The following is a 24,302-nucleotide window of genomic DNA, read 5'->3' on the forward strand; positions in this document are numbered from 1 at the left end:
GATTTAGACGGATGGGACCCCAATCTGGTTCCTGTGATCTGGATCACATTCATCCGATCACACAGCGCAACAACCCGCTAACGGAACTTTCGTCCCGCCCACCGAATCCCCCACAGGGCCAGCGAAAACATCACCTTCCGGTAACGTCACGCCAAAGCCTCTGACAGATAACAGCACGGTAACGGCGAAAGCGCCCCTTACCGATCCCCTCAGAACGGCTTTCACCTGCGGAGATCACTGGCTATGTTCCTTGCTATCCCTTTACTGACGCATGGGACGCATGTTGCGACCCACGACAGACCAAGGAGCAGTTCCCTTGAAGCGCATCCTCATCCCCGCCGGTGGCGCCATCCTGGCTACCGGCCTCCTGGCCGCCGGCCTCGCCGGTACGGCCTCGGCCGACAGCGACATCTCCACCGACGCGATGGCGGCGAGCGCGGCCAACGCGAAGGCGATCGCCAGTTTCTGGGCCGAGAACAACGGTGCCGCCCTCCGGGCCGCCACCGAGTCCAACGTCTGGGACAAGGCGGACGTCGCCAAGCTGCAGAGCAAGGGCGGCTACAGCGCCGACACCAAGCCGGGCACCACTGCCCCGATTGGTGAGGAGAAGAAGACCACCGCCAAGACGCAGAACGTCAACATGCCGAAGACCATCGGCAAGGTGTTCTTCGTCAACGGCAAGGGCGAGAAGAAGTGGTGCTCCGCCACCTCGCTCCAGTCGAAGTACCGCAACCTGGTCGCCACGGCCGGTCACTGCGTCTACGACACCGGCGCCAACGCCGACGTCATGTCCAAGTGGGTCTTCGTCCCCGGTTACTACCAGGGCAAGGCTCCGTGGGGCATCTACGTGGGCAAGCAGGCCTTCACCCACTACGACTTCGACGTGTACGAGGACTACGACCGCGACTACGCGTTCGTGACCGTGTACAACGGCGTCCAGCTCGGCAGCGGCACCGCCAAGCAGGTCTCCAAGGCCGACTTCGACAAGTACCAGGGCGTCAAGGACGCCAAGGACGTCGAGATCAGCCGCGAGGAGTTCCGCAAGGGCAAGCTCGACCCCACCTCCACCGAGGCTTACTGGGTCAAGCGCGGCACGGCGCCCGAGGCGACCGGCCCGGACTTCCCCGGTGCCGAGGTCGGCAAGGTCGAGGTCGGCGAGGCCACCTACAAGGCCGCCCGTGCGGGCAAGGGCAACGGTTTCAAGTTCGGTGAGCCCGTCACCGAGATCGTGACCGACGCTCAGGCTGCCGCCTACGAGGAGAACCAGAAGAAGGACGCGGCGAAGTACCCGGCCAAGGTCGTCAAGGACGCCCGCGGCAACTGGACCATCACGCACTTCTACGTGCAGCAGTGGTACAAGCCCGGCTCGGACACCAAGTACTACAAGACCGTCTTCTTCATCGTCGAGGGCTTCGCCAAGGACGCCGGTCGCCTCGGCGACAACGTCGGCGGCCAGGGCTTCGCCTGGAACCAGCCCACCGGCAAGTACGTCCGCGTGTTCGGCTACCCGGCCGCGCCGCACCCCGACGGCCACAAGAACTACACCGGCATCACGCCGAAGTGGTGCTACGGCAAGACCACCAAGAAGCTGGTCGGTTCGGCCGCCAAGAAGATCGAGGAGCACGTGGCGCTCAAGTGCGCCATGACCGAGGGCGCCGACGGTGGCCCTTGGCTCCTCAACTACAGCAACTCCAAGCGCCTCGGTTACGTGAACGGTGTCACCAGCACCTTCAACGACCAGGACGGCAACAACCGCGTGGACTACATCTCCTCGCCGTACTTCGACGGTGAGACGAACGTCGTCTACAAGGCCGCTGCCAACGTTTGGTCCGGCAAGATCGTCTGATGACGGCTTCCCACGACCGGTCTTGACCGTTCGTATGAACCGTCAGCAACCGAAGGGCTCGGCATCCGCCGGGCCCTTCGGCCTTTCCGGGCCGGAGAGTGAAGGCGTTTGGACGCATGCGACGCCGAAACGGTGCCATCAACCCGATGTGATCTGCATCACACTGCCTGAGCGGACCGGATCAAGGGTGACCACCAGGCCCGCCGAACCGGCTCACACCTTCTTTATGTTGATCAGGGCAAACAGCCTGAAGCCCGACTTCTGCTGACTCCTGCGCAACAGGGACCTAAACATCACAGAACGATAACGTCCGGCTTGTCGCATCTTTTCCTCTCAAAGCGGCTACCGGACTTCAAGATCGACACTGTATGTTCCTGGCTATCCCTTTACTGACGCATGGGACGCAAGAGGCGTTCCACGACAGCGCAAGGAGTTACCTTGAAGCGCATCCTCCTCCCCGCCGGTGGCGCCCTGCTGGCCACCGGTCTGCTGGCTGCCGGCCTCGCCGGTGCCGCCCAGGCCGACCCGGACGTCGACAACGCCGCTCTCGCTGCCAGCGAGCAGAAGGCCGCCGAGATCCTGGACTTCTGGACCAAGTCCGACAACGCTGCCCTGCGGCAGGCCACGGCCTACTACTGGGACAACAAGGACGTCAAGAAGATCGTGCAGAAGGGCGGGTACGTCGCTGACGGCAAGCCCGGCTCCACCCCGCCGATCGGCGCCGAGAAGACCGTCACGGTCAAGTCCCAGAACGTGAACCTGCCGAAGTCCATCGGCAAGGTCTTCTTCGAGGGTCGCGACGGCAAGCTGTACTGGTGCTCCGGCACCTCCATCCAGTCGAACTACCGCAACCTGGTTGCGACGGCTGGTCACTGCGTGTACGACATCGCCGCCAACGACGAGGTCGTCTCCCGCTGGGTGTTCGTCCCGGGTTACTACCAGGGCAAGACCCCGTGGGGCATCTACGTGGGCAAGCAGGCCTTCACGCACTACGACTTCTCGAACTACGAGGACTTCGACCGCGACTACGCCTTCGTCACCGTGTACAACGGTGTCGGCGGCTACCTCAACAAGTCGAAGCAGGTCACCAAGGCCGAGTTCGACGCCTACAAGGGCAACAAGGACGCCAAGGACGTCGAGGTCAGCAAGGAAGAGTTCCGCAAGGGCCGCCTTGACCCGAAGACCGCCGAGTACTACCACCGCGCGCAGGGCTCCAAGTCCGAGGTCGCTGGCCCGGACTTCCCCGGCGCCGAGGTTGCTCAGCTTGAGGTCACCGAGGACGTCTACAAGGCTGCCAAGGTCGGCAAGGGCAACGGTTACAAGTTCGGCGAGCCCGTCGTCGAGAACGTGACCTACACCCAGGCTCTCGCCTACATCAAGAAGCAGGACCCGACGTGGAACGCCGACAAGCCGCTGCCGAAGCCGACGGCTGACGCGCCTGCGACTGTGTGGGTGGACCGCCAGGGCAACGCGACCCTGACGCACTACTACGTGCAGATGTGGTACAAGCCGGGCACCGACACCAAGTACTACAGGACCGACTTCTTCATCTACGTTCACGAGATCAAGGACGTCGGCCGCCTGGGCGACAACGTCGGTGGCCAGGGCTTCGCCTGGAACCAGAAGACCGGCCAGTACGTCCGTACCTTCGGCTACCCCTACGCCAAGCACCCCGACGGCTCGAAGCCCTACTCCGGCGTTACGCCGAAGTGGTGCTACGGCAAGACCGGCGCGAAGGCGACCAAGGTCCCGAGCCTGAAGATCGAAGAGCACATCTCGCTGAAGTGCGCCGTCACCGGCGGCTACAACGGCGCCCCGTGGCTCCTCAAGTACAGCAACGCCAAGCGCATGGGCTACGTCAACGGCGTGACCAGCGTTCTGTACGACACGGACGGCAACGACCGCTGGGACTACATGTCCTCGCCGTACTTCGACGGTGAGACCAACTCGGTCTACGCCGCCGCGGCGAACGTGTGGTCGGGCAGCATCATCCCGAAGGCCGACAGCTGATCTTCGGAATGATCCTGGGCTGAGGGTCCAAACCTCTGCTCTACCTAGCTTTACCCGAAGGGCTCGGCATCTGCCGGGCCCTTCGGCCTTTCCGGCGATAAACCGAGAAGAACCCTTACCAGAGTGACTAAAGGGTCGATAGGGTTTTGACGCCCTTCTTGACAACCCGTGTGGAGCCTCCCTTGAAGCGCCTGCTCATCCCCCTCGCTGCTGCCAGCTTGAGCGCCGCCGCGCTTGCCGTCCCCGCCGACGCCAAACCCGATTGGGTCACCGATGACCTGACCGCCAAACCGTCGGACGCCTACAGCGCCGCGTACTTCTGGCTCGACGCCAACGGCGCCGCGCTGCGCAAGGCGACGCAGTACCAGTGGGACGCCAAAGACGTCACCAAGCTGGTCGCGGCCCGCGGCGAGGAGAACGCCGCGCCCGACGGCAAGCCCGGGCTGACCGCCCCCACCGGCACTCCGAAGCCCAGCGCGAGCAAGAACGTCAACCTGCCCAAGACCATCGGCAAGGTTTTCTTCGTCGACAGCGCCGGCAAGTACCGCTGGTGCTCGGCGACCTCGATCCAGTCGCGGCACAGGAACCTGGTGGCGACCGCCGGCCACTGCGTCTACGAGACCGGCAAGGACGTCTACAGCAAGTGGGTGTTCGTGCCCGGCTACTACCAGGGCAAGTCCCCCTGGGGCGTTTACGTCGGCGCATATGCCTTCACCGCCTACGACCTCGACACCTACGACGACTACGACGGGGACTTCGCCTTCGTCGCCGTCCACAACGGTTTCACCCTGGCGGGCGAGAAGCAGGTGGAGGTCAAGGAGTTCAAGGCGTGGGGCGGCGACAAGTGGATCAAACCCCGCGAGATCGACGCCAAGGAGTTCGAGAAGTGCCTGCTGAACTTGGGCGACTGCTGGTCCGAAGGGGAAGACAAGCCGGCCGACCTCGTCGGGCCTGACTATCCGAACGCCGTGCTCGAGAAGGTCGAGGTCGGTGAGGAGGCGTACAAGGCCGCCAAGGTCGGCAAGGGGAACGGCTTCAAGTTCGGCGAACCGGTCGTCGAGCAGGTCACCAAGACCCAGCAGGACGCCTACAAGGGGCTCGGCAAGAAGGGCACCGACAAGTTCGGCAACTTCACCATCACCCACTACTACACGCAGAAGTGGGTGAAGCCCGGCACGTCGCGGAAGTACTTCATGCCGGAGTACTTCATCGGCATGGCCAAGGACATGGGCCGGCTCGGGGACGTCGTCGGCGGCCAGGGCTTCGCGTGGAACCAGCCGCGCGGCCAGAAGGTCACCGTCTTCGGCTACCCCGCCGCCCCCCACCCCGACGGCGACAAGCCCTACACCGGCGTGACCCCCAAGTGGTGCTCCGGCAAGACGGGCACCAAGACGTACCAGGTCAACACCTTCCGGGTCGAGGAGCACCAGGTGCTCAAGTGCTCCATGACCCCCGGCGCCGACGGCGGCCCCTGGCTCATGAAGTACGACAACGGCAAGCGCACCGGTTACGTCAACGGCGTGACGAGCATGTTCCACGACCAGGACGGCAACGACCGGATCGACTTCATCAGCTCCGCCTACTTCGACGGCGAGGTGGCCGACGTCTACAACAAGGCCAACTACGCCGAGACCAAGAGCATCGTCGGCCCGAACGGCGAACTGCTCAACTAGCGACGCCGAAGCCCCGGGACCGCCGAAGAGGCGCCCCGGGGCTTCGCCCGTCGCCAAGCCGCCGCCAAGCCGTCACACGGACGTGAGCTCGCGCGTGCGTTCCCGCAGCGCCATCACGGCCCGCTCGTTCTTGTAGGGCTCCAGCCGCCGCCGCAGGTCCGCCGCGTACGACCGGGACCGCGCCGACTGCAGCTCCCCCGCCAGCGCCAGCGCGTTGCCCGCCGCCTGGCACGCCTCCTCCAGCTCGCCGCACTCCAGTAGCCCGGCCGCCAGCAGGGACAGGTTGAACATGCGCCCCCGCACGTACCGGGTGTCCATGTCGAGGGAGCGCCGCGCCAGCCGCACCGTGCGCTCGCCCTCCCCCAGGTCGCGGAAGCAGTGGGCGAACTTGGCCGACAGGTAGGCCTCGTCGAAGTAGCTGAGCCAGCGCGGCTCCTCGGTGGGCCTGCGGGCGTCGAAGGCCAGCTCGGCCTGGTGCAGGGAGGCCCCGCAGGACCTGGGGTCGCCGAGGCCCGCGTGCGCGTGGGCCTCCAGGACCTGCGCGGAGGACAGCAGGGTCTGGACGCCGGCCCGCCGGGCCGCGAGCTGGGCGGCCCTGGCCAGGTCGAGGGCGTGGGCCGGCTGGCCCATGTAGATGGCCTGGTGGGCCATGCCGGCCAGGATCTCGCCGCCCAGGGTGTGGTCGTCGGCGCCCCTGGCCAGGCGGAGGGCCTGGATGAGGTAGCGCTGGGCCAGGCCGTGCTGCTCCATGTCGTAGGCCATCCAGCCGGCCAGGCGGGTCAGCTCGGCGGCCGCGGCGGCCAGCTGCTTGCCGGTGGACTCCCCGTAGCTGCCGTCCTTGAGCAGCGGGGAGACGGCCGTGTCGAGGTACTTCACGACGGACGAGCGGACCCGGCCGCTGCCGAAGCGGTTGTCGAGCTCGCCGAAGGACCGGGTCACCTCGTGGATCGCGGCGATGTCGGCCCTGCCCACCCGGCGCGCCCCGGTGCCGTTGGGACGCCCTTCGGGAGGCGCCGTCAGCCAGCGTATGGCTCCGACGGATCCTGCTCCGATCGCGAAGGTGGAGTCGATCAGAAACCTCCGTCTCTCCACGTCGGCCCGCCACAACGCCGTCACGGTCGCGACCCCCTCCTGCCACGTGTGGGTGAACTCCTGACCGAGATCGAGGGGCGTGATGTTGGTCGGCATGCCCAGGTCCTCCGAGCTCACCGGGCGGCCGAGCCGCAGCGCGAATATCTCCGTGAGCAGGCACGGGACGGGATCCCGTGGCTTCTGACCCCCGATCCACCGCAGCACAGAGCTGTGGTCGTACTTCAGACCCGGGGTGCCACGCGCGGCTCCCAGGTCGTTGAGGCGCCTGGCCAATCCCTTGTGGGAGAAACCCGCCTCGGCGATGAGCTGCTGGAGCAGTCGGTTAGGCTCGCGTTCCATCGCTCTCCTCGTCACAGGAGTCGGCGCCCACATCCTTACAGAGAGCTATTTTTATAGCACGTTGCGTAAAGGCTTTTCGGCAGTTCCCAAAGGTCACGCGAACTCCATCGCAATCCCTTCGCCAGTCCTGCTCGGGATCAGGATCTGGATCCGGCTCACCTGGACGGGGAACTCACCTACCCATGCCGCGGGCGGGAAACCGCAATGCCTTCTGACCTGGGCGGAAGCGGGAGAACGAGCGAGCGGGGGCCGATCGGCCCCCGCTCGTGACGGTGGATCAGAGGCGCGCGACGCCGTCTGCGCGGGCCTGGGCGGCCACGGCGGCGATCACCGCGGGGGCAACCCGCCGGTCGAACGGGCTCGGGATGACGTACGTGGCCGACAGGTCGTCGCCGACGACGGCGGCCAGCGCCTCGGCGGCGGCCACCTTCATGTTCTCGGTGATCGTCGTGGCCCGCACGTCGAGGGCGCCGCGGAAGACCCCCGGGAAGGCCAGGACGTTGTTGATCTGGTTGGGAAAGTCGGAGCGCCCGGTGGCGACCACCCTGGCGTGCCTGGCGGCCACCTCGGGATGGACCTCCGGGGTCGGGTTGGACAGCGCGAAGACGATGGAGTCGGGCGCCATGGACGCGATGGCCGCCTCGGAGACGGTCGAGCCGGACAGCCCGAGGAAGACGTCGGCGCCGGCCAGGGCCTCCTCGGTGGAGCCGGTGTGGCCGGCCCGGTTGGTCTCGCGGGCCAGGGCCTCCTTGACCGGGTTGAGCCCCTCGCGGCCCTCGTAGATCATGCCCTTGGAGTCGGCGACCGCGATGTCGCCGATGCCGGCGCCCAGCAGGATGCGGGTGACGGCGACGCCGGACGCGCCCGCGCCGGCCACGACGGCGCGCAGGTCGCCGAGCGCGCGGCCGGTCAGGCGGGCGGCGTTGCGCAGGGCGGCCAGGGCGACGATGGCGGTGCCGTGCTGGTCGTCGTGGAAGACCGGGATGTCGAGCAGGTCGCGCAGCCGGTCCTCGACCTCGAAGCAGCGCGGGGCGCTGATGTCCTCCAGGTTGACGCCGCCGAACGACGGCGCGAGGCGCACGACGGTCTCGACCAGCGCGTCGACATCGGTGCAGTCGAGGCAGATCGGGACGGCGTCGACGTTGCCGAACTCCTTGAACAGCAGCGCCTTGCCCTCCATGACCGGCATGGCGGCCGACGGCCCGATGTCGCCCAGGCCGAGCACGGCGGTGCCGTCGGTGACGACGGCGACCACGTTGGAGACCCAGGTGTAGTCGTTGACCAGCGCAGGCGTCTCGGCGATGGCGGTGCAGACCCGTGCGACGCCGGGCGTGTAGGCGAGCGACAGGTCGTCGGCGTCGCGGACGGGAATGGTCGAGCGGACCTCCAGCTTGCCCCCGCGGTGGAGCGCGAAGGCCGGATCGAGGTCGAGCGGTTCGACGGAAGCAGAAGCGGGCGTGGCAGACACAGCGACCCCTGTATTCATCGGAGCGGAAGAGACCTTCGGCGTACGAGCGCGAGTGGGCTGGCTTCGGTAGCTGCCAAGCTCCCCCTCGTCGGTCGTCTCTGAGGGGTTACGGGGGTCACCCGTCTCCCCATAGTGCCACATGGTGAGATGGTCGATGGTGTCGGAGCCGACGCCGTTCCGTTGACGCATTGTTAAACGCGGGATGACGGACCGCAGCTAAACCCCATTTAAACTGCACAAAACGCAAGTTACGTGGCATAACTCTTTCGAGGAGGCCGTACATGGCCCTCAGCCCCAAGGGCCGCCGTGGCTACGCTGTCGGCGCGCTCGCCCTGACCGCCGCTCTCGCCCTCAGCGCCTGTGGCAGCGACGCCGGAGGCTCCTCCGGCAGCACGACCGGCGCGAGCGCCTCCGCGGCCGGCGGCGTGAAGCTCGTCCAGCCCGGCAAGCTCACGGTCTGCACGAACATCCCGTACGAGCCGTTCCAGTTCAAGGACGACAGCGGCAAGATCGTCGGGTTCGACGTGGACATCGTCGACCTCGCCGCGAAGAAGCTCGGCGTGACCCAGAACATCGTGGACATCGACTTCGCGGTGATCAAGAGTGGCGCCGCCATGGCCGCGGGCAAGTGCGACGTGGCCGCCGCCGGCATGACGATCACCGACGAGCGCAAGCAGAACATCGACTTCTCCGAGCCCTACTTCGACGCCACCCAGGCGCTGCTGGCCAAGAAGGGCTCGGGCGCCAAGTCCCTCGAGGACGTCAAGGCCAAGAACCTCAAGCTGGGCGCGCAGGCCAGCACGACCGGCCTCGACTACGTCAAGAAGCAGGGCCTCAACCCCACCGAGTACGCCGACTCGGCCAAGGAGCTGCTGGCCCTGCAGGCCGGGCAGGCCGACGTGATCGTCCAGGACCTCCCCGTGGTGCTGACCTGGCTGAAGAAGCCCGAGATCGCCGAGAAGTTCGAGCTGATCGCCAGCCTGGACACCGGCGAGCAGTACGGCATCGGCCTGAAGAAGGGCGCCGACCCGACCCTGCTCAAGACGATCAACGAAGAGATCACCAAGGCCAAGCAGGACGGCAACTACGAGAAGATCTACGTGAAGTGGTTCGGCAAGAAGCCCGGCGAGCTGGGCTGATCCATGGCCGACCAGCCGAAGACCGCTGAGCCCGGCCGGGCCGGGCTCAGCCCTCGGAAGAAACAGCGGATCACGCGGGCCGTCCAGTACGTCGTGCTGGCCGCCGCGCTCGTCGCTGTCGTCCTGTACGCCGACTGGGCCAGCCTCGCCCAGAACTTCGCCAAGGTCGACGTGGCCAAGCAGGCGCTGCCCGACCTGTTCACGATCGCGCTGCGCAACACGATCATCTACACGGTGGGCGGTTTCGTCTTCGCGTTCGTGTTCGGGCTGCTGCTCGCGCTCATGCGGTTGTCGCAGGTGCGGCCGTACCGGTGGATCGCGACCGTCTACATCGAGATCTTCCGCGGCCTGCCGGCGCTGCTCATCTTCCTGATGATCACCTTCCTGCCGCTCGCGCTGCCCGGGTTCGAGGTGCCGTTCGGCACGTACGGACAGGGCATCCTGGGCCTCGGCCTGGTCGGCGCCGCCTACCAGGCGGAGGTCTTCCGGGCGGGCCTGCAGGCGGTCCCCAAGGGCCAGACGGAGGCCGCCAGGTCGCTCGGCATGTCCGCGACCCGGGCGCAGGTGACGGTGGTCATCCCGCAGGCCGTCCGCATGGTGATCCCGCCGACCACCAACCAGTTCGTGTCCCTGCTCAAGGACTCCTCGCTGGTGCTGTTCCTGGGCGTCTCCGGCGAGTACGTCGAGCTGGCCAAGTTCGGCAACGACCTGGCCTCCCAGTACGCCAACGCCACGCCCATCATGGTCGCCGGCGTGACGTACCTGATCGTCACGATCCCGCTGGGCTACCTCGCGTCCCGGCTTGAGGGGCGTAAGCGGAGGAGCCAATGACGCACGCCATCGAGCTACGAGAGCTGCACAAGTACTTCGGCCGGAACGAAGTGCTCAAGGGCATCGACATGACGGTCGAGCCGGGCCAGGTGGTGTGCGTCATCGGGCCGTCCGGCTCGGGCAAGTCCACGCTGCTGCGCTGCGTGAACCTGCTGGAGGAGCCCACCAAGGGCAAGGTGTTCGTGCAGGGCGTGGAGGTGACCGACCCCGACGTGGACATCGACGCCGTACGACGCCGCATCGGGATGGTCTTCCAGCAGTTCAACCTGTTCCCGCACATGACCGCGCTGCAGAACGTCATGATCGCCCAGCAGCGCGTCCTGAAGCGCGGCAGGCGGGAGGCCGAGGTCGTGGCCCGGGAGAACCTGGAGAAGGTGGGCGTCGGCGCCAAGTGCGACTCCTACCCCACCCAGCTGTCCGGCGGCCAGCAGCAGCGGGTGGCCATCGCCAGGGCGCTGGCGATGAACCCCGACCTGATGCTGTTCGACGAGCCCACCTCGGCGCTCGACCCCGAACTGGTCGGCGACGTGCTCACGGTCATGCGCAAGCTGGCCGAGGAGGGCATGACCATGCTCGTGGTCACCCACGAGATGGGCTTCGCCCGCCAGGTGGCCGACCGGGTGGTCTTCATGGACGGCGGCGTCGTCGTCGAGGACGGCGACCCCGCCCAGGTGATCGGCGACCCGCAGCAGGAGCGCACCCGCGCGTTCCTGCACCGGGTGCTGCACCCGGAGGAGTGAGCCGTCCGGGCCCCCGGAGGTGCCGGGGGCCCGGCGACTCGTGTAATACTCCCGCATGGACCTGACCTCTTACGCAGAGTGGGCGGTCCGGCTGATCAACGATCCCGCCCCTCCCCCGGAGCTGACCGCCCTGCGCGCCGAGCTGGCCGCCGTGTTCGACGTCGCGGGCGACGCGCGCGCCGTGGCCGAGCGTCTCAACGCCCTGCTCGTGCGCTATCCGGTGCACCCGCGGCTGTCGGACCACGACGGCCAGGGCTGGCACCTCCACCTGGCCGAGGACTCCGCCGCCAGCGCGGTGATGGGCCTGGCGGCCGTCGTCGCCGAGGTGGGCGCCGACCGGCTGGGCCGCTGCCACGAGCCGCGCTGCGCCCGCGCCTTCCTCGACACCTCCTCCAACCGCTCCCGCCGCTACTGCTCCCCCCGCTGCGCCACGCGCGCCAACGTGGCGGCCTACCGGCGCCGCAGGAGCGCCCAGGAGGGCTGAGAGGGCCTCTGAGGGGTCACCTGCGGCGCACCAGCGGCCAGTAGCGCAGCACGACGCGCCCGACGATCTCCTCGACCGGCCCGAAGTCCCAGCTGTCGCGGCGCCCGCCGGCGCGCTGGTTGTCGCTCTCCAGCCACCAGCCGCCCTCGCCGTGCCACTGCGCGCGTTTCACGATGAGCTGATCGGGGTCGCCGGGCAGCCGGGCCACGACGAGGTCACCCGGATGGACGGCGGCTCCCCGGCGGACGAGGAGCCAGTCGCCGGGGACCAGCGCCGGACGCATCGAATCGCCCTCGACACGCACTCTCATGGGCAGAGACCCCCTACTCCACAGGCGTTGGGACCCGAGTAAGGTCGGTTGTGGACCAAGCTGATTCAGCATCAAGGAAGGACTTTCTGATGCTCGCACGACTGCTACGACCCAAGCATGTCGCTTCCGCCCACTGCGACCTGCCCTGTGGGGTCTACGACCCCGCCCAGGCCCGGATCGAGGCCGAGTCGGTCAAGGCGATCATGGAGAAGTACGAGGCCAGCGACGACCCGGTCTTCCGCACCCGCGCGCTCATCATCAAGGAGCAGCGGGCCGAGCTGGTCAAGCACCACCTGTGGGTGCTCTGGACCGACTACTTCAAGCCGCCGCACCTGGAGCAGTACCCCCAGCTGCACCAGCTCTTCTGGGAGGCCACCAAGCTGGCGGGCGCCGCGGCCGCCAAGGGCACCGTCGACGGCGGCAAGGCCGACGAGCTCCTGGCCAAGATCGACGAGATCTCCAAGATCTTCTGGGAGACCAAGGCCGCCTAAACGGCATAAAAGGCTCTGTGCGGTCCAGACCGCACAGAGCCTTTTCCGTTGATGGCGAGTCTGAATCCGCCAAGGACCTCCCGGGGGCGGTAAGTTGCAGTTGGCGTCGGAAACGCGAGGAGGAACGTGACCGAGGAAACCGAGACGCGTGCGGAGGGTGTAGCGGGCATCCGCGACGTGGTGAGCATCAGGCTCCCCGCCGCGAGTGCTTACCTGTCGGTGCTGCGCACGGCCACCGCCGGCCTGGCCGCCCGGCTTGACTTCACCCTGGACGAGATCGAAGATCTGCGCATCGCGGTCGACGAGGCGTGCGCCATGTTGCTGAGCGAGGCGGTTCCGGGCACCGACCTGACCGCCGAGTTCGAGCTGACCGGCGACGTGATGAAGGTCAGCGTCGAGGTGGCCACCGTCGGCAGCTCCGCCCCCAAGCGCGACGACTTCGCCTGGATGGTGCTGACCGCCCTGGCCGACGACGTCGACGCCGTGACCGACTCCCCCGACCGCATGGCGATCGTCCTGCGTAAGCGCCGAGGCGCAGCGAGGCCGGCGTGACGGAAAGGACTGGAGCCATGGCCACCAGCGAACACGCCGTGCCCGACAGGGTTCGCGCCCGCTTGCTCTTCGCCGAGCTGGCCGAGCTGGGTCCCGAGGAACCGCGACGCCAGCGCATCAGGGACGAGCTGGTCGAGCTTCACCTTCCGCTGGTCGAATACCTGGCCCGCCGCTTCCGCAACCGCGGCGAGTGGCTCGACGACCTCACCCAGGTCGCCACGATCGGCCTGATCAAGTCGATCGACCGGTTCGATCTCAAGCGCGGGGTGGAGTTCTCCACCTACGCCACGCCCACCATCGTCGGCGAGATCAAGCGGCACTTCCGTGACAAGGGCTGGGCGGTCCGGGTGCCGCGCCGCCTGCAGGAGCTGAAGCTCTCGCTGACCAAGGCGATCAGCGACCTGTCGCAGCGCGAGGGCCGCGCGCCCACGGTCGCCGAGCTGGCCGCCTACCTCAAGATGACCGAGGAGGAGGTGCTGGAGGGCCTGGAGTCGGCCAACGCCTACTCCACGGTGTCCCTCGACGCGCCCGACTCCGGCGACGACGACGCCCCCGCGGTGTCCGACTCGCTGGGCATCGTGGACGAGTCGCTGGAGGGCGTCGAATACCGCGAGTCGCTCAAGCCGCTGCTCGAACGGCTGCCGCCGCGCGAGAAGCGCATCCTGCTGCTGCGGTTCTTCGGGAACATGACGCAGTCGCAGATCGCGACCGAGCTCGGCATCTCGCAGATGCACGTGTCCCGGTTGCTGGCCCGTACCCTCGCCCAGCTGCGCGAGGGGCTGACCGCGGAGGACTAACCGTCCCCGTAGAGCGCATGGGTGGTGGGGGGCGCGAACAGCGCTCCCAGCCCGGTCAGCGCCAGCACGATCAGCGGCACGCCGATCAGCGGCTGACCTGACTGGATGAGCGTGCCCCCGACAGGCAGCAGGAAGATCTGCGTCACCACGCCGGGCGACCTCCCCCACCGCTCCGCCCGCAGCAGGCCGCCCCAGGCGACCCAGAGCAGCCCGGCCCCGATCAGCAGCCCGAAGGCCGACTCCGCGATGGCCGTGGTGAGACTGTCAGGAGTGCTCACCACCGTCTCCACCGCGACGTAGATCCCGAGCCCGAGCGCGATGAGCCCCTCCAGGGCCACGACGACGGCGGCGACGAGCAAACTCCACGGACGCTTCGACACAGCCAAACCCTATCCGCCCCCGGGTCCGGTCCCGCCGGGGATGTTCCCCCACCCCGAGCGGGTCGGCGATCAGCGACTACGCTGGCGATATGCGCGCAATGTTGCTGGTCAATCCCAAGGCCACCACCACCAACGCCCGCACGAGGGACGTTCTGATCCGCGCGCTGGGCGCGGCCGTGGAGCTGTCGGTGGAGGAGACCGGCTACCGGGGGCACGCCGCGACGCTGGCGGCCACGGCCCGCGCCAAGGGCTTCGACGTGGTCGCGGTGCTCGGCGGCGACGGCACGATCAACGAGACCGTCAACGGCCTGCTCAACCCGGTCGACGGCCACGACGTCCCGCCGGCCGACGATCCGAGCTCCGGTCGTCCCGGCCTCATCGTGATCCCCGGCGGCAGCGCGAACGTCTTCGCCCGCTCCCTCGGGCTGCCGAACGACCCGGTCGAGGCCACCGGCGCGGTCCTGGAGGCGCTGAGAGAGGGCCGGCGCCGGACCGTGGGCCTGGGCCACGCGCTCTGGGAGGGAGAGAGCCGGTACTTCACGTTCTGCGCGGGCATGGGCTACGACGCCGAGGTCGTACGGGCCGTGGAGGGCCTGCGCGGCACCGGGAGGAAGGCCACCCCCGCCCGGTATGTGAACACCGCTCTGCGGCACTATCTGGCCACGGACAAACGGCACGCCCCGATGACCCTGACCGGGCCGGGCATCCCGGCGGCCGAGGGCGTGTTCATGGCGATCATCACCAACACCTCGCCGTGGACGTACCTGGGGGCCAAGCCGGTGACGCCGACGCCGTGGGCGAGCTTCGAGACCGGGCTCGACCTGCTCGGGCTGAGGCGGATGGGGCCCGTCCAGATCGCCGGGCTGATCCGGCAGATCCTCACGGAGAGTGACGCCGTCCCGTCCGGCAAACACCTCGTCCAGCTGCACGACGAGGCCGAGTTCACCCTCGCCGCCGACCGTCCCGTGGCCTTCCAGCTGGACGGGGACTACCTGGGCGAACGCGAATCCGTAACGTTCCGGTCTACCCCGAACGCGTTACAAGTTCTGGTCTAGCTGGTTACATTCGGTCATTGTGTGACGCATCCGACATCCATAACCGCCAAAACTTCGCCCCAACCCTCTTGCGTGCACTCTGCGTGGCTGGAAGGCTCAAGACTGACGTCGGAACGTAGGACCTTTAACACCCCCAAGGCCCTCCGGCTGTCAGGCGGACACCCCCGGTCCAACACCTGGATCCGGGTAATTGTTCGCGCGAGTTAGTGAAACTCTTCACAAAGTAGTAGCCGCACGGAGCCGACCAAAGGTTCCATCTACTAAGGAGTGGACGCATGGACTGGCGCCACCGAGCTGCCTGCCGTGACGTGGACCCCGAGCTGTTCTTCCCGATCGGCAACACCGGCCCTGCCCTGATGCAGATCGAAGAGGCCAAGCAGGTCTGCCGGTCCTGCCCGGCCGTCGACGCCTGCCTGAAGTGGGCGCTGGAGTCCGGACAGGACGCCGGCGTCTGGGGCGGCCTGAGCGAGGACGAGCGCCGCGCCCTCAAGCGCCGCACCGCCCGCGCCCGCGCCCGCGCCTCGGCCTGATCTGCCCCACCTGATCCACCTCCGATCGACCCTGCTTTCCCCGCAGGAGCCGCCCAGCTTGGCGTGATCGACGTTTCCGCCAAGACCCCGTCGCGTCGTGCGCGCGGCGGCCAGGCTCGCACGGACCGGGCGCCGCCCTCGACGACGGTAGCCCGGCCCGGCGGATCCTTCAGGCGGACGGCAACGGGATCGACAACCCGACGTGCGTGCCGCCGCCCTCCCGCGGCTCGATCGTCAGCTTGCCCGACAGCTCCCCCTCCACCAGCGTGCGGACGATCTGCAGCCCCAGACTGGTGGACTTGTCGAGGTCGAAGTCCGCGGGAAGGCCGCGCCCGTCGTCCCAGACGGTGACGTTCAGCCGGTCGGGGGCGGGCTCGACCAGCACCTCCATCCGCTTGGGACGCCCGTGCTGCAACGCGTTCTGCAGCAGCTCGGTCAGCGCCATGGCCAGCGGCGTGGCGATGAGCGAGGGCAGCACGCCGAACGCGCCCACCCGGCGCGGCGTGACCGCCGCCTCGGCCGCCGACACCTCGCCCGCCATCGCGATCACCCGGTCGGCGATCTCGTCGAAGTCGACGAACTCCTCCGGCGCGTGCGACAGCGTCTCGTGCACGATGGCGATCGAGCCGACGCGGCGCACGGCCTCCTCCAGCGCCTCACGGCCCTCGGGCACCTGCAGGCGCCGCGCCTGGAGCCGCAGCAGCGCGGCGACCGTCTGGAGGTTGTTCTTCACGCGGTGGTGGATCTCGCGGATCGTGGCGTCCTTGGTCATCAGCTCGCGCTCGCGCCGCCGCAGCTCGGTGACGTCCCTTATGAGGACGAGCGCGCCGATGCGACCGCCGCCGACGATCAGCGGGATGGCTCTGAGCTGCACGATCGTGCCGCCCGACTCCACCTCGGTCTCCTTGGCCGCGCGCCCGCTGGCCACGATCATCAGGTCTTCGTTGATCGGCTCGTCGGAGTAGCACAGCGTCGCCGTCACCCGGCCCAGCTCGGCGCCGACCAGGTCGGCGTGCAGGCCCAGCCGCCGGTAGGCCGACAACGCGTTGGGCGAGGCGTACGTGACGCGCCCGGCCCGGTCGAGCCGCAGCAGGCCGTCGCCGACGCGCGGCGAGCGCACCAGGATCGGCTCCTCCCCCGAGAACGGGAAGCGCCCCTCGGCCACCATCTGCGCCAGGTCGGACGCGCTCTGCAGGTAGGTCAGCTCCAGCCGGGACGGGGTGCGCGCCGAGGACAGGTTCGTGGAGCGCTGGATCACCCCGAGGAAGCGGCCCTCGCCGTTGTCGACCGCCCGGCGCACCGGGATCGTCTCCTCGCGCACCGGGACGCCCGTGGACCAGTCGGGATCGCCCTCGCGGCAGATGCGGCGCTCGTTCCAGGCGGTGTCGATGAGGTGGCGCTCGCCCTTGGCGGCCACGCTGCCGACGATGTCGTCGTGGTAGACGGTGGGGCCGGTGGTGGGGCGCATCTGGGCGATGGCGATCCAGCCGTTCTCACCGAGCAGCGGCGCCCACAGGATGAGGTCGGCGAAGGACAGGTCGGCCAGCAGCTGCCAGTCGGAGACCAGCGAGTGCAGCCAGTCGAGGTCCGCCTCGTCGAGTGCGGTGTGGCGGGCGACGAGGTCGCTGAGAGTCGGCACGAGTGCATCATGCGTGCTTTCGCCGCCAACAGCCAAACCGACCCCCTGATCGAATGCGCAGCTCCTGCCCGGTGAAGACGCCGCACGCGTGCGGCACGGGTGCGTCGCCGTGCACCCGGCGCGACTTTCGGGGAATCTCGTACTGTGAGAACCGTCACACGGCGGGATCGCTCGATCCCCATGACGGCGCTTCACGGGCATTGCCGGAGGTGATCGACACGGGCGGGTGGCTCCTCGACGACGCGGGCCTGACACCGGCCTCGGTTGCGATCGCGCACGCAGCTGTGGATATCCTTCACAATCAGTCTGAGCTGCCCGGATTCGCGCGTACTTGGCGGTGTGCGCGCTCCGTGCGGATATGCCGTCCTCCCAGGTGGTTGACCGCTCGGGCCGATATGAGTTCCGATGATCTCGCGGTGATCAGACACGCCCTCACCGCCGTGCCAGAAGTGAAGGTGAGAGCGTGACCGACGACGGCCCCCGCGTTCCCAAGTACTACGACGTGAAACGCAGTCTTCTGGAGCTCACCAAGAGCCTGCCCGCGGGCACCGCCCTGCCTCCCGAGCGCACGCTGGCCGTGCGGTTCGAGACCTCGCGCACCACCGTCCGCCAGGCGCTGACCGAGCTGGTCGTGGAGGGCAGGCTGCTGCGCATCCAGGGCAAGGGCACGTTCGTGGCCCAGCCGAAGGTGGCGCAGGTGCTCCAGCTCACCTCCTACATCGGCGACCTGCGCACGGCCGGCCTGGAGCCGGACACGAAGATCCTGGAGATCGGCTACATCACCGCGGACGAGGCCCTGGCGCGGCGGCTGGCCATCAACCCCGGCGGCCGGGTGCTGCGCATCCACCGGCTCAGGCTGGCCAACGGCGAGCCGGTCTCGATCGACACCACCCACCTGTCCGCGCGGCGCTTCCCCCGCCTGCGGCGGGAGCTGGAGGTGCACGCCTCCCTGTACGAGACGCTGCACAACGCCTACAACGTACGGCTCACGGACGCCGAGGAGATCATCGAGACCGTGCTCGCCACCCCGTACGACGCCAAGGCCCTGGGCGTGGACGTCGGCCTGCCGATGCTGCTGCTGACCCGGCACGCCTTCGACGCCGACGGCCACCCGGTGGAGTGGGCGCAGTCCCTCTACCGCGGCGACCGGTACAAGTTCGTCACGCGCCTGCGGCGTCCCTGACCGGGATGGCGGGCGGCGGCTTCTAGGCTGGGACGATGAGCGTTCTCGTCGTGTCCGGCACCGACTTCGGCGTGGGCAAGACCGTCGTGACGGCCGCCGTGGCCGCCCTGGCCAGGGAGCGGGGTGCGTCCGTCGCCGTGGTGAAGCCGGCGCAGACCGGCGGCGGGCGCGACCTCGACGAGGTGATCCGGCTCTCCGGGGTGAGCACCACGTTCGAGCTGGCGCGCTTCGGCGAGCCGCTCTCGCCGGCCGCCGCCGCGCGGGTGGCCGGGGTGCCGCCGGTGTCGCTGACCGCCGCCGCCCGGTTCGTCGAGGAGCTGGCCGAGAGCAACCGGCTGGTCGTCGTGGAGGGCACCGGCGGCCTGCTGGTGCGCTTCGACGAGGACGGCGCGACGATCGCCGACCTGGCCCGGCTGGTGGGCGCGCAGGTGCTGGTCGTGGCGGGGGCCGGGATCGGGGCGCTCAACCACACGGCGCTGACCCTGGAGGCGCTGGCGCACCGGGGGCTCGACCCGGCGGGCGTGGTGATCGGGCGCTGGCCGCGGGAGACCGGGATCATCGAGCGGAGCAACGTCGCCGACCTGGAAATGCTGGCCGCGCGGCCGCTGGCGGGAGTGCTGCCCGAAGGGGCCGGGCGACTCGGCCGCGAGGCGTTCGCCCGACTGGCGCGCGAGGGGCTGGGCGCCACGCTGGGCGGTTCCTTCGACCCGTCCGCCTTCAAGCGGCGGGTGGGGGTGCTCTAGCAGGCGGCCTCGGGCAGGCGGCAGACCTTGACGGTCATCCGGCGCGCCTGGTCGATCAGACCCCGGAAGCCCTTGAGCGGCAGGCTCCTGGTGGGCCAGGCCGACTCGCCGGCGATGTAGAGGGCCGCGCCGCGCCTGACCGCGACCGCGTGCTCGCCGCTCTCGAAGAACCGGCCGCCGGCGCGCAGGCCGTCGTCGCCCACGTCCAGGGGCTTGGTGAAGTAGCGGTGGCGGTTGACGCCCTTGCCCACGTCGGCGCAGCGCCGCAGGTCCGCGCGCAGGACGCGCATGGCGGCCTTGGCGTGCCGGACGCTCCGGTAGACGACGAGCTGCTCGTACCTCATCTCGTCCTCGCTGGAGTACAGGACGGCCCGCGCCGCCAGCCGGCCGCCGTCCCGCCGCCGGTGCGACAGGCACGGGTCGAGCTGGAGCGGCAGCGTGGCGGAGTTCTTGACGGTGTAGGTCTCCCACTGCTTGGCGGGCGGGTGCTTCTCCAGGAACAACATGCCGTGCGGTAACCCGCCCAGGACCGTGGACGCGGCCGCCAGCGCGGCGACCCCTGCTGCGAACATCCGAACCTCCCCTTGGTCTGTTGGGGAGTGAGATGTTCGGTGCGCGGCAATTGTTCGAGGGTGGGGTTAGCTCTACCGTCCACCGGCACACCAGGCCCATTTCGTAGGGGTCTGGTGGGTCAATACCTTTGACGCATGAAAGTCCCCCGTCCCTGGTCGGCGCGTGCCTGGCTCGACACGTCCCACGTGATGATCGGGCTGCCGGTCGCCGTGGTGCTCGGCGGGCTCACGCTGCTGCTGGCCGTGGCCCCGCCGGTGCTGCGGCGCGGCGTCCCGGTGTTCACCCGGGTGCAGCGGTCCAGGTTCGCGGCCTTCCTCGACGTCCGCATCCCGCCACCGGTGGCGCCGGCCGGCTGGCGCCGGGCGGCCACCTGGCGGCAGATCGCCTACCACCTGCTGTCGCCCTTCGTGGGCGCGGCGGCGGCCCTCCTCGTCGCGCTGGCGTGGGGCGGGGCCTTGGTGGGGCTGCTGTCGTTCGTGCCGCCGCGGGTGCAGGCGCCGCCGCTGGTGTTCCTTGTCGATCTGCGCGATCCGGTCATCGTGGGGGTCTCCATGGCGACCGGCCTGGCGCTGCTGCTGCTCGCCCCGGTCCTGGCCAGGGGCATGGCGGCGCTCGACCTGTCGGTGGCGCGCACGCTGCTCGGGCCCAGCCGCACCGAGCTGGGGCAGCGCATCGAGACGCTGACCGAGAGCCGGGCCGGCGTGATCGACGCCGCCGACGCCGAGCGCCGCAGGATCGAGCGCGACCTGCACGACGGCGCCCAGCAGCGCCTGGTCTCGCTCGCCATGAACCTCGGCCTGGCCAGGGCCACCCTCACCGACCTGCCCGAGCCCGCCCGTGAGGCGATCGAGCGGGCCCACGAGGAGGCCAAGCAGGCGCTCAAGGAACTGCGCGACTTCGTCCGCGGCCTGCATCCGGCCGTGCTCAACGACCAGGGGCTCGACGCGGCGCTGTCCGGCGTCGCGGCCCGCGCCCCTCTCCCCGTACGCCTGCGCGTCGACATCGACCGGCGCGCCTCCCCGACCATCGAGGCGGTGGCCTTCTTCATCGTGTCCGAAGCACTGACCAACATCGCCAAACACGCCGCCGCGACCAGGGCCGAGGTGACGGTCCGGCGCGAGCGCGACCGCCTGCACGTGCTCGTCCACGACGACGGCTGCGGCGGCGCCCGGCTGGACGGCGGCACCGGCCTGCGCGGCCTGGCCCAGCGCATCGACTCCGTGGACGGGACGCTGCGCCTGTCCAGCCCGTTCGGCGGGCCGACCACGATCGAGGTGGAACTGCCGTGCGAGTAGTGCTGGCCGAGGACTCCGTCCTGCTGCGCGAGGGGCTGATCAGGCTGCTCGACGCGTCCGGCATGCGGGTGGTGGCGGCCGTGGACGAGGCCGAGGGCCTGCTGCGGGCCGTCGAGGAGCACCGGCCGGAGCTGGTGATCACCGACGTCCGGATGCCGCCCACGCACACCGACGAGGGGCTGCGCGCGGCTCTCGTGCTGCGCCGCCAGCATCCCGGCCTGGCCGTGCTGGTGCTGTCCCAGTACGTCGAGGAACGTTACGCCGCCCGCCTGCTGTCCACGGCGGCCGGCGGCGTCGGCTACCTGCTCAAGGACCGGGTGGCCGACGTGGCCGAGTTCATCGACGCCCTGCGCCGGGTCGCCGGCGGCGGCACCGCCCTCGACCCCGAGGTCGTCGCCCAGCTCCTGCTGCGCGGCGACAGCGACCCGCTGGAACGGCTGACGCCCCGCGAGCACGAGGTGCTCAAGCTCATGGCCGAGGGCCGCTCGAACGCCGGCATCGGCCAGGCCCTCGTGCTCAGCGAGGGGGCCGTGGGCAAGCACATCGGCAACATCTTCACCAAGCTCGACCTGTCCCCCGCGGAGGGCGATCATCGCCGGGTCCTCGCCGTCCTGCAGTTCCTCAAGATCAGGAGCATGCCGTGAGGACCATCTGGCTGACGGCGGGAACCGTGGCGACGGTGGCCGCACTGCTGCTGTCCGTCCTGCTGGTCTGGAACGGGTTCGCCCGCGCCACCGCGCCGCAGGAGACGCGGGCCAGGACGGTCCCGTTCGCGCTGGACACGCTGAAGGTCACCACGGGCAGCGGCGAGGTGAACGTCGAGATCGTGCCGGGCCCCGCGGGAGAGCTGACGATCTCCCGGTCCGTGAACTGGACCTCGATCGACCGGCCGGTGATCACCGAGGACTGGAACGGCGACACGCTGCGGCTGGACATCCGGTGCGGAACCGCCCCCCGGCCGGACGGTCCGGTGTGCCGGGCGGACTACACGCTGCTGGTGCCCTTCGAGACCGGGGTCGTAGCCCGGACGACCGTCGGCGACCTCGGGGTCCACAGCGTGGTCGGCGCCGTGCGGCTGACGACCGTGTCGGGGAACGTGCGGGCCGAGGGGGTCACCGGCGAGGTCTGGGCCAGGTCCGGTTCCGGGTCCGTCTTCGGCGACGCGATGCTCGGCGGCCAGGCCGACGTCGAGACCGGCTCGGGCGACGTACGACTCGACTTCGCCAACCCGCCGCTCACGGTCAGGGCCGTCGCGCGGGCCACCGGCGACGTCGACCTGCGGCTGCCGCCGGAGACCTATGACGTGACGACCGAGGGCCGCCGCACCGAGGTGGAGGTCGACGCGGTGAAGGGCGCGCCCCGGAAGATCGAGGCGCGGGCGCCGCTGGGCTCGGTCCGCGTCTGCTGCGGACAGGGCTAGGACGCGGCCGGACGCAACTCTTGAGATCTGTTTACTCTTATCACTGGTTGGTAAGTTCCCGGCATGGAGTCTGCGAAGCACGCCGGTGACGTCGCCGTCGCCGTGTCCAAGGCCTACGGCGTCGAGACCATGTTCACCCTCTCGGGAGGCCACGTCTTCCCGCTGTACGACGGCGCGGTCCACGAGGGCATGCGCATCCTCGACGTGCGCCACGAACAGAGCGCGGTCTTCGCCGCCGAGGCGACGGCCCGGCTGACCAGGAAGCCCGGCCTGGCCGTGCTGACCGCCGGGCCCGGCATCACCAACGGCGTCAGCGGCATCGCGACCGCGCACTTCAACGGCTCGCCGGTGGTCGTCATGGGCGGCCGCGCGCCGCAGTCGCGCTGGGGCAGCGGCGCCCTCCAGGAGATGGACCACCCGCCGCTGCTCGGCCCGATCACCAAGCTGTCGTTCACCGCCTCCGGCGCCGACTCGATCGGCCAGGACGTCGAGTCGGCCTTCCGCACCGCCGTCGCGCCCCAGCGCGGCCCGGTCTTCCTCGACTTCTACATGGACCACCTGTTCGCCCCCTCGCCCGCCCACGAGGTGCACACGCAGTCGCCCTCGCCGCTGGAGCCCGACCCCGCCGACCTGGCCGCCATCGCCCGGCTGCTGTCCGAGGCCGAGCGCCCGGTGCTGGTCTACGGCTCCGACGTGTGGATGGACCGGGCCGAGGAGGCCGCGCGCGACTTCGCCGAGACCTGGCGGCTGCCGGTCATCCCCAACGGCCAGGGCCGCGGCATCCTGCCCGCCGGGCACGAGCTGCTGGTCACCCGCGCCCGCGGCCTGGCCTTCTCCCAGGCCGACCTGGTCATCGTGATCGGCGCCCCGCTCGACTTCCGGCTCGGCTACGGCTGGTTCGGTGGCAAGGACGGCGCGCCCCTGGCCCGCGTCGTGCACATCGCCGACGCGCCCTCGCAGCTCGCCACCCACATGCAGCCCGCCGCCAAGGCCGCGGGCGACCTGTCGGTGGTGCTGTGGAGCCTCGGCACGGCCTGCGGCGACGCGGGCGTCAAGCCCAGCTCGTACGCCTCCTGGGCCTCCACGCTGGCCGAGGCCGCCGCCGCGGCGATCGAGGACGACGCCGAGCTGCTGGCCGCCGACACCGACCCGATCCACCCCATGCGCATCTACGGCGAGCTGGGCAAGGTCCTGGCCGACGACGCCGTGGTGATCGGCGACGGCGGCGACTTCGTCTCCTACGCCGGCAAGTACGTCGAGCCGAAGCAGCCGGGCAACTGGCTCGACCCCGGCCCGTACGGGTGCCTCGGCACCGGGCTCGGCTACTCCATCGCCGCCCGCCTGGCCCGCCCGTCCTCGCAGGTCGTGCTCCTGCTCGGCGACGGCGCCGCCGGCTTCTCCCTGATGGACGTCGACACCCTCGTCCGCCACCGGCTGCCGGTCGTCATGATCTGCGGCAACAACGGCATGTGGGGCCTGGAGAAGCACCCCATGCAGCTCCTGTACGGCTACGACGTGGCCGCCGACCTCCAGCCGCAGTGCCGCTACGACCAGGTCGTGACCGCGTTGGGCGGCGGCGGCGAGCTGGTCACCAAGCCGTCGGAGATCGGGCCGGCGCTGCGCAGGGCGTTCGACTCCGGCATCCCGTACATGGTGAACATCGCCACCGACCCGCAGATCGCCTACCCCCGCAACACCACCGGGATCTGACC

General features: G+C 69.4%; 24 protein-coding genes. 18 read left to right on the forward strand and 6 right to left on the reverse strand.

The window, feature by feature from the left end; translation table 11 throughout:
• Positions 1-316: 316 nt before the first annotated feature.
• From AB0J46_RS13990 to AB0J46_RS14000, 3 genes are all read left to right on the forward strand, one after another.
• On the forward strand, positions 317-1,846 hold the full coding sequence (locus AB0J46_RS13990; RefSeq protein ID WP_364330838.1) for a hypothetical protein: 1,530 nt from the start codon (positions 317-319) through the stop codon (positions 1,844-1,846).
• A gap of 438 nt (positions 1,847-2,284) precedes the next feature.
• Positions 2,285-3,856 (forward strand): hypothetical protein, encoded by a 1,572-nt coding sequence (locus AB0J46_RS13995; protein WP_364330841.1) that lies wholly within the window; start codon positions 2,285-2,287, stop codon positions 3,854-3,856.
• Between the two features lie 182 nt (positions 3,857-4,038).
• Positions 4,039-5,529 (forward strand): hypothetical protein, encoded by a 1,491-nt coding sequence (locus AB0J46_RS14000; protein WP_364330844.1) that lies wholly within the window; start codon positions 4,039-4,041, stop codon positions 5,527-5,529.
• 72 nt (positions 5,530-5,601) lie between these two features.
• Here AB0J46_RS14000 and AB0J46_RS14005 read toward each other — a convergent pair whose 3' ends face one another.
• Both AB0J46_RS14005 and AB0J46_RS14010 read right to left on the reverse strand, forming a co-directional pair.
• Complete coding sequence (locus AB0J46_RS14005; protein ID WP_364330847.1) at positions 5,602-6,960, reverse strand: hypothetical protein; 1,359 nt, start codon at positions 6,958-6,960, stop codon at positions 5,602-5,604.
• Between the two features lie 277 nt (positions 6,961-7,237).
• Complete coding sequence (locus AB0J46_RS14010; protein ID WP_364330850.1) at positions 7,238-8,446, reverse strand: NADP-dependent malic enzyme; 1,209 nt, start codon at positions 8,444-8,446, stop codon at positions 7,238-7,240.
• Positions 8,447-8,709: 263 nt separating this feature from the next.
• On the opposite strand from AB0J46_RS14010, the gene AB0J46_RS14015 reads away from it, so the two are divergent.
• Genes AB0J46_RS14015 through AB0J46_RS14030 form a run of 4 tightly spaced genes read left to right on the forward strand, consistent with a single transcriptional unit; the run spans position 8,710 to position 11,622 of the window.
• The gene (locus AB0J46_RS14015) at positions 8,710-9,567 is read left to right on the forward strand and encodes an ABC transporter substrate-binding protein (RefSeq protein WP_364330853.1); all 858 of its coding nucleotides are present in this window, start codon (positions 8,710-8,712) and stop codon (positions 9,565-9,567) included.
• 3 nt (positions 9,568-9,570) lie between these two features.
• Complete coding sequence (locus AB0J46_RS14020; RefSeq protein WP_364330856.1) at positions 9,571-10,398, forward strand: amino acid ABC transporter permease; 828 nt, start codon at positions 9,571-9,573, stop codon at positions 10,396-10,398.
• Positions 10,395-11,138: an amino acid ABC transporter ATP-binding protein gene (locus tag AB0J46_RS14025; protein WP_364330859.1), complete on the forward strand. Its 744-nt coding sequence runs from the start codon at positions 10,395-10,397 to the stop codon at positions 11,136-11,138. The genes AB0J46_RS14020 and AB0J46_RS14025 overlap by 4 nt, the downstream gene beginning before the upstream one ends.
• Positions 11,139-11,193: 55 nt before the next feature.
• Positions 11,194-11,622, forward strand: coding sequence for a CGNR zinc finger domain-containing protein (locus AB0J46_RS14030; RefSeq protein WP_352331380.1), 429 nt, complete (start codon positions 11,194-11,196; stop codon positions 11,620-11,622).
• Positions 11,623-11,638: 16 nt separating this feature from the next.
• Here AB0J46_RS14030 and AB0J46_RS14035 read toward each other — a convergent pair whose 3' ends face one another.
• A complete protein-coding gene (locus AB0J46_RS14035; RefSeq protein ID WP_352331378.1) occupies positions 11,639-11,932 on the reverse strand; it encodes a S24 family peptidase in 294 nt (97 codons plus the stop codon).
• Between the two features lie 89 nt (positions 11,933-12,021).
• Between AB0J46_RS14035 and sodN the strand changes: the two genes are divergently transcribed.
• The 3 genes from sodN to AB0J46_RS14050 all read left to right on the forward strand — a co-directional run bounded on the left by sodN (position 12,022) and on the right by AB0J46_RS14050 (position 13,772).
• Entirely contained in the window at positions 12,022-12,423 is a 402-nt protein-coding gene (gene sodN / locus AB0J46_RS14040) for a superoxide dismutase, Ni (RefSeq protein ID WP_352331376.1), read from the forward strand.
• 126 nt (positions 12,424-12,549) lie between these two features.
• Positions 12,550-12,975, forward strand: a complete 426-nt coding sequence (locus AB0J46_RS14045) for an anti-sigma factor (protein ID WP_352352342.1) — start codon at positions 12,550-12,552, stop codon at positions 12,973-12,975.
• A 17-nt stretch (positions 12,976-12,992) separates the two neighbouring features.
• The gene (locus tag AB0J46_RS14050; protein WP_352352343.1) at positions 12,993-13,772 is read left to right on the forward strand and encodes an RNA polymerase sigma factor SigF; all 780 of its coding nucleotides are present in this window, start codon (positions 12,993-12,995) and stop codon (positions 13,770-13,772) included.
• On the opposite strand, the gene AB0J46_RS14055 is transcribed toward AB0J46_RS14050, so the two are convergent.
• Positions 13,769-14,152 (reverse strand): hypothetical protein, encoded by a 384-nt coding sequence (locus tag AB0J46_RS14055; protein ID WP_364330865.1) that lies wholly within the window; start codon positions 14,150-14,152, stop codon positions 13,769-13,771. The genes AB0J46_RS14050 and AB0J46_RS14055 overlap by 4 nt on opposite strands.
• Before the next feature lie 89 nt (positions 14,153-14,241).
• On the opposite strand from AB0J46_RS14055, the gene AB0J46_RS14060 reads away from it, so the two are divergent.
• Together AB0J46_RS14060 and AB0J46_RS14065 are read left to right on the forward strand one after the other, a co-directional pair.
• Positions 14,242-15,207, forward strand: coding sequence for a diacylglycerol kinase family protein (locus tag AB0J46_RS14060; protein WP_364330868.1), 966 nt, complete (start codon positions 14,242-14,244; stop codon positions 15,205-15,207).
• Between the two features lie 275 nt (positions 15,208-15,482).
• A complete protein-coding gene (locus AB0J46_RS14065; protein ID WP_113705541.1) occupies positions 15,483-15,737 on the forward strand; it encodes a WhiB family transcriptional regulator in 255 nt (84 codons plus the stop codon).
• Positions 15,738-15,906: 169 nt separating this feature from the next.
• On the opposite strand, the gene AB0J46_RS14070 is transcribed toward AB0J46_RS14065, so the two are convergent.
• The gene (locus AB0J46_RS14070) at positions 15,907-17,376 is read right to left on the reverse strand and encodes a histidine kinase N-terminal domain-containing protein (protein WP_357985039.1); all 1,470 of its coding nucleotides are present in this window, start codon (positions 17,374-17,376) and stop codon (positions 15,907-15,909) included.
• 463 nt (positions 17,377-17,839) lie between these two features.
• Between AB0J46_RS14070 and AB0J46_RS14075 the strand changes: the two genes are divergently transcribed.
• A complete protein-coding gene (locus tag AB0J46_RS14075) occupies positions 17,840-18,559 on the forward strand; it encodes a GntR family transcriptional regulator (protein WP_125648113.1) in 720 nt (239 codons plus the stop codon).
• A gap of 35 nt (positions 18,560-18,594) precedes the next feature.
• Positions 18,595-19,302 carry a dethiobiotin synthase gene (bioD, locus tag AB0J46_RS14080; RefSeq protein WP_364330872.1) on the forward strand — a complete coding sequence of 236 codons (708 nt, stop codon included), beginning with the start codon at positions 18,595-18,597 and terminating at the stop codon, positions 19,300-19,302.
• Here the strand turns inward: bioD and AB0J46_RS14085 are convergent.
• Positions 19,299-19,874 (reverse strand): hypothetical protein, encoded by a 576-nt coding sequence (locus AB0J46_RS14085; RefSeq protein ID WP_364330875.1) that lies wholly within the window; start codon positions 19,872-19,874, stop codon positions 19,299-19,301. The two genes, bioD and AB0J46_RS14085, sit on opposite strands and share 4 nt — an antisense overlap.
• 135 nt (positions 19,875-20,009) lie before the next feature.
• Here AB0J46_RS14085 and AB0J46_RS14090 point away from each other — a divergent pair, with 135 nt between their 5' ends.
• From AB0J46_RS14090 to AB0J46_RS14105, 4 genes are all read left to right on the forward strand, one after another.
• Positions 20,010-21,170 carry a histidine kinase gene (locus AB0J46_RS14090; RefSeq protein WP_364330878.1) on the forward strand — a complete coding sequence of 387 codons (1,161 nt, stop codon included), beginning with the start codon at positions 20,010-20,012 and terminating at the stop codon, positions 21,168-21,170.
• Entirely contained in the window at positions 21,161-21,814 is a 654-nt protein-coding gene (locus tag AB0J46_RS14095) for a response regulator transcription factor (protein ID WP_352366075.1), read from the forward strand. Before AB0J46_RS14090 ends, AB0J46_RS14095 begins: the two co-directional genes overlap by 10 nt.
• Entirely contained in the window at positions 21,811-22,590 is a 780-nt protein-coding gene (locus AB0J46_RS14100) for a hypothetical protein (RefSeq protein WP_364330882.1), read from the forward strand. The genes AB0J46_RS14095 and AB0J46_RS14100 overlap by 4 nt, the downstream gene beginning before the upstream one ends.
• 63 nt (positions 22,591-22,653) lie before the next feature.
• A complete protein-coding gene (locus tag AB0J46_RS14105; protein ID WP_364330885.1) occupies positions 22,654-24,300 on the forward strand; it encodes an acetolactate synthase in 1,647 nt (548 codons plus the stop codon).
• Positions 24,301-24,302: the final 2 nt, after the last annotated feature.

Origin of the sequence: Nonomuraea sp. NPDC049758 (genome assembly GCF_040674635.1) — a bacterium.
Classification (GTDB): domain Bacteria; phylum Actinomycetota; class Actinomycetes; order Streptosporangiales; family Streptosporangiaceae; genus Nonomuraea.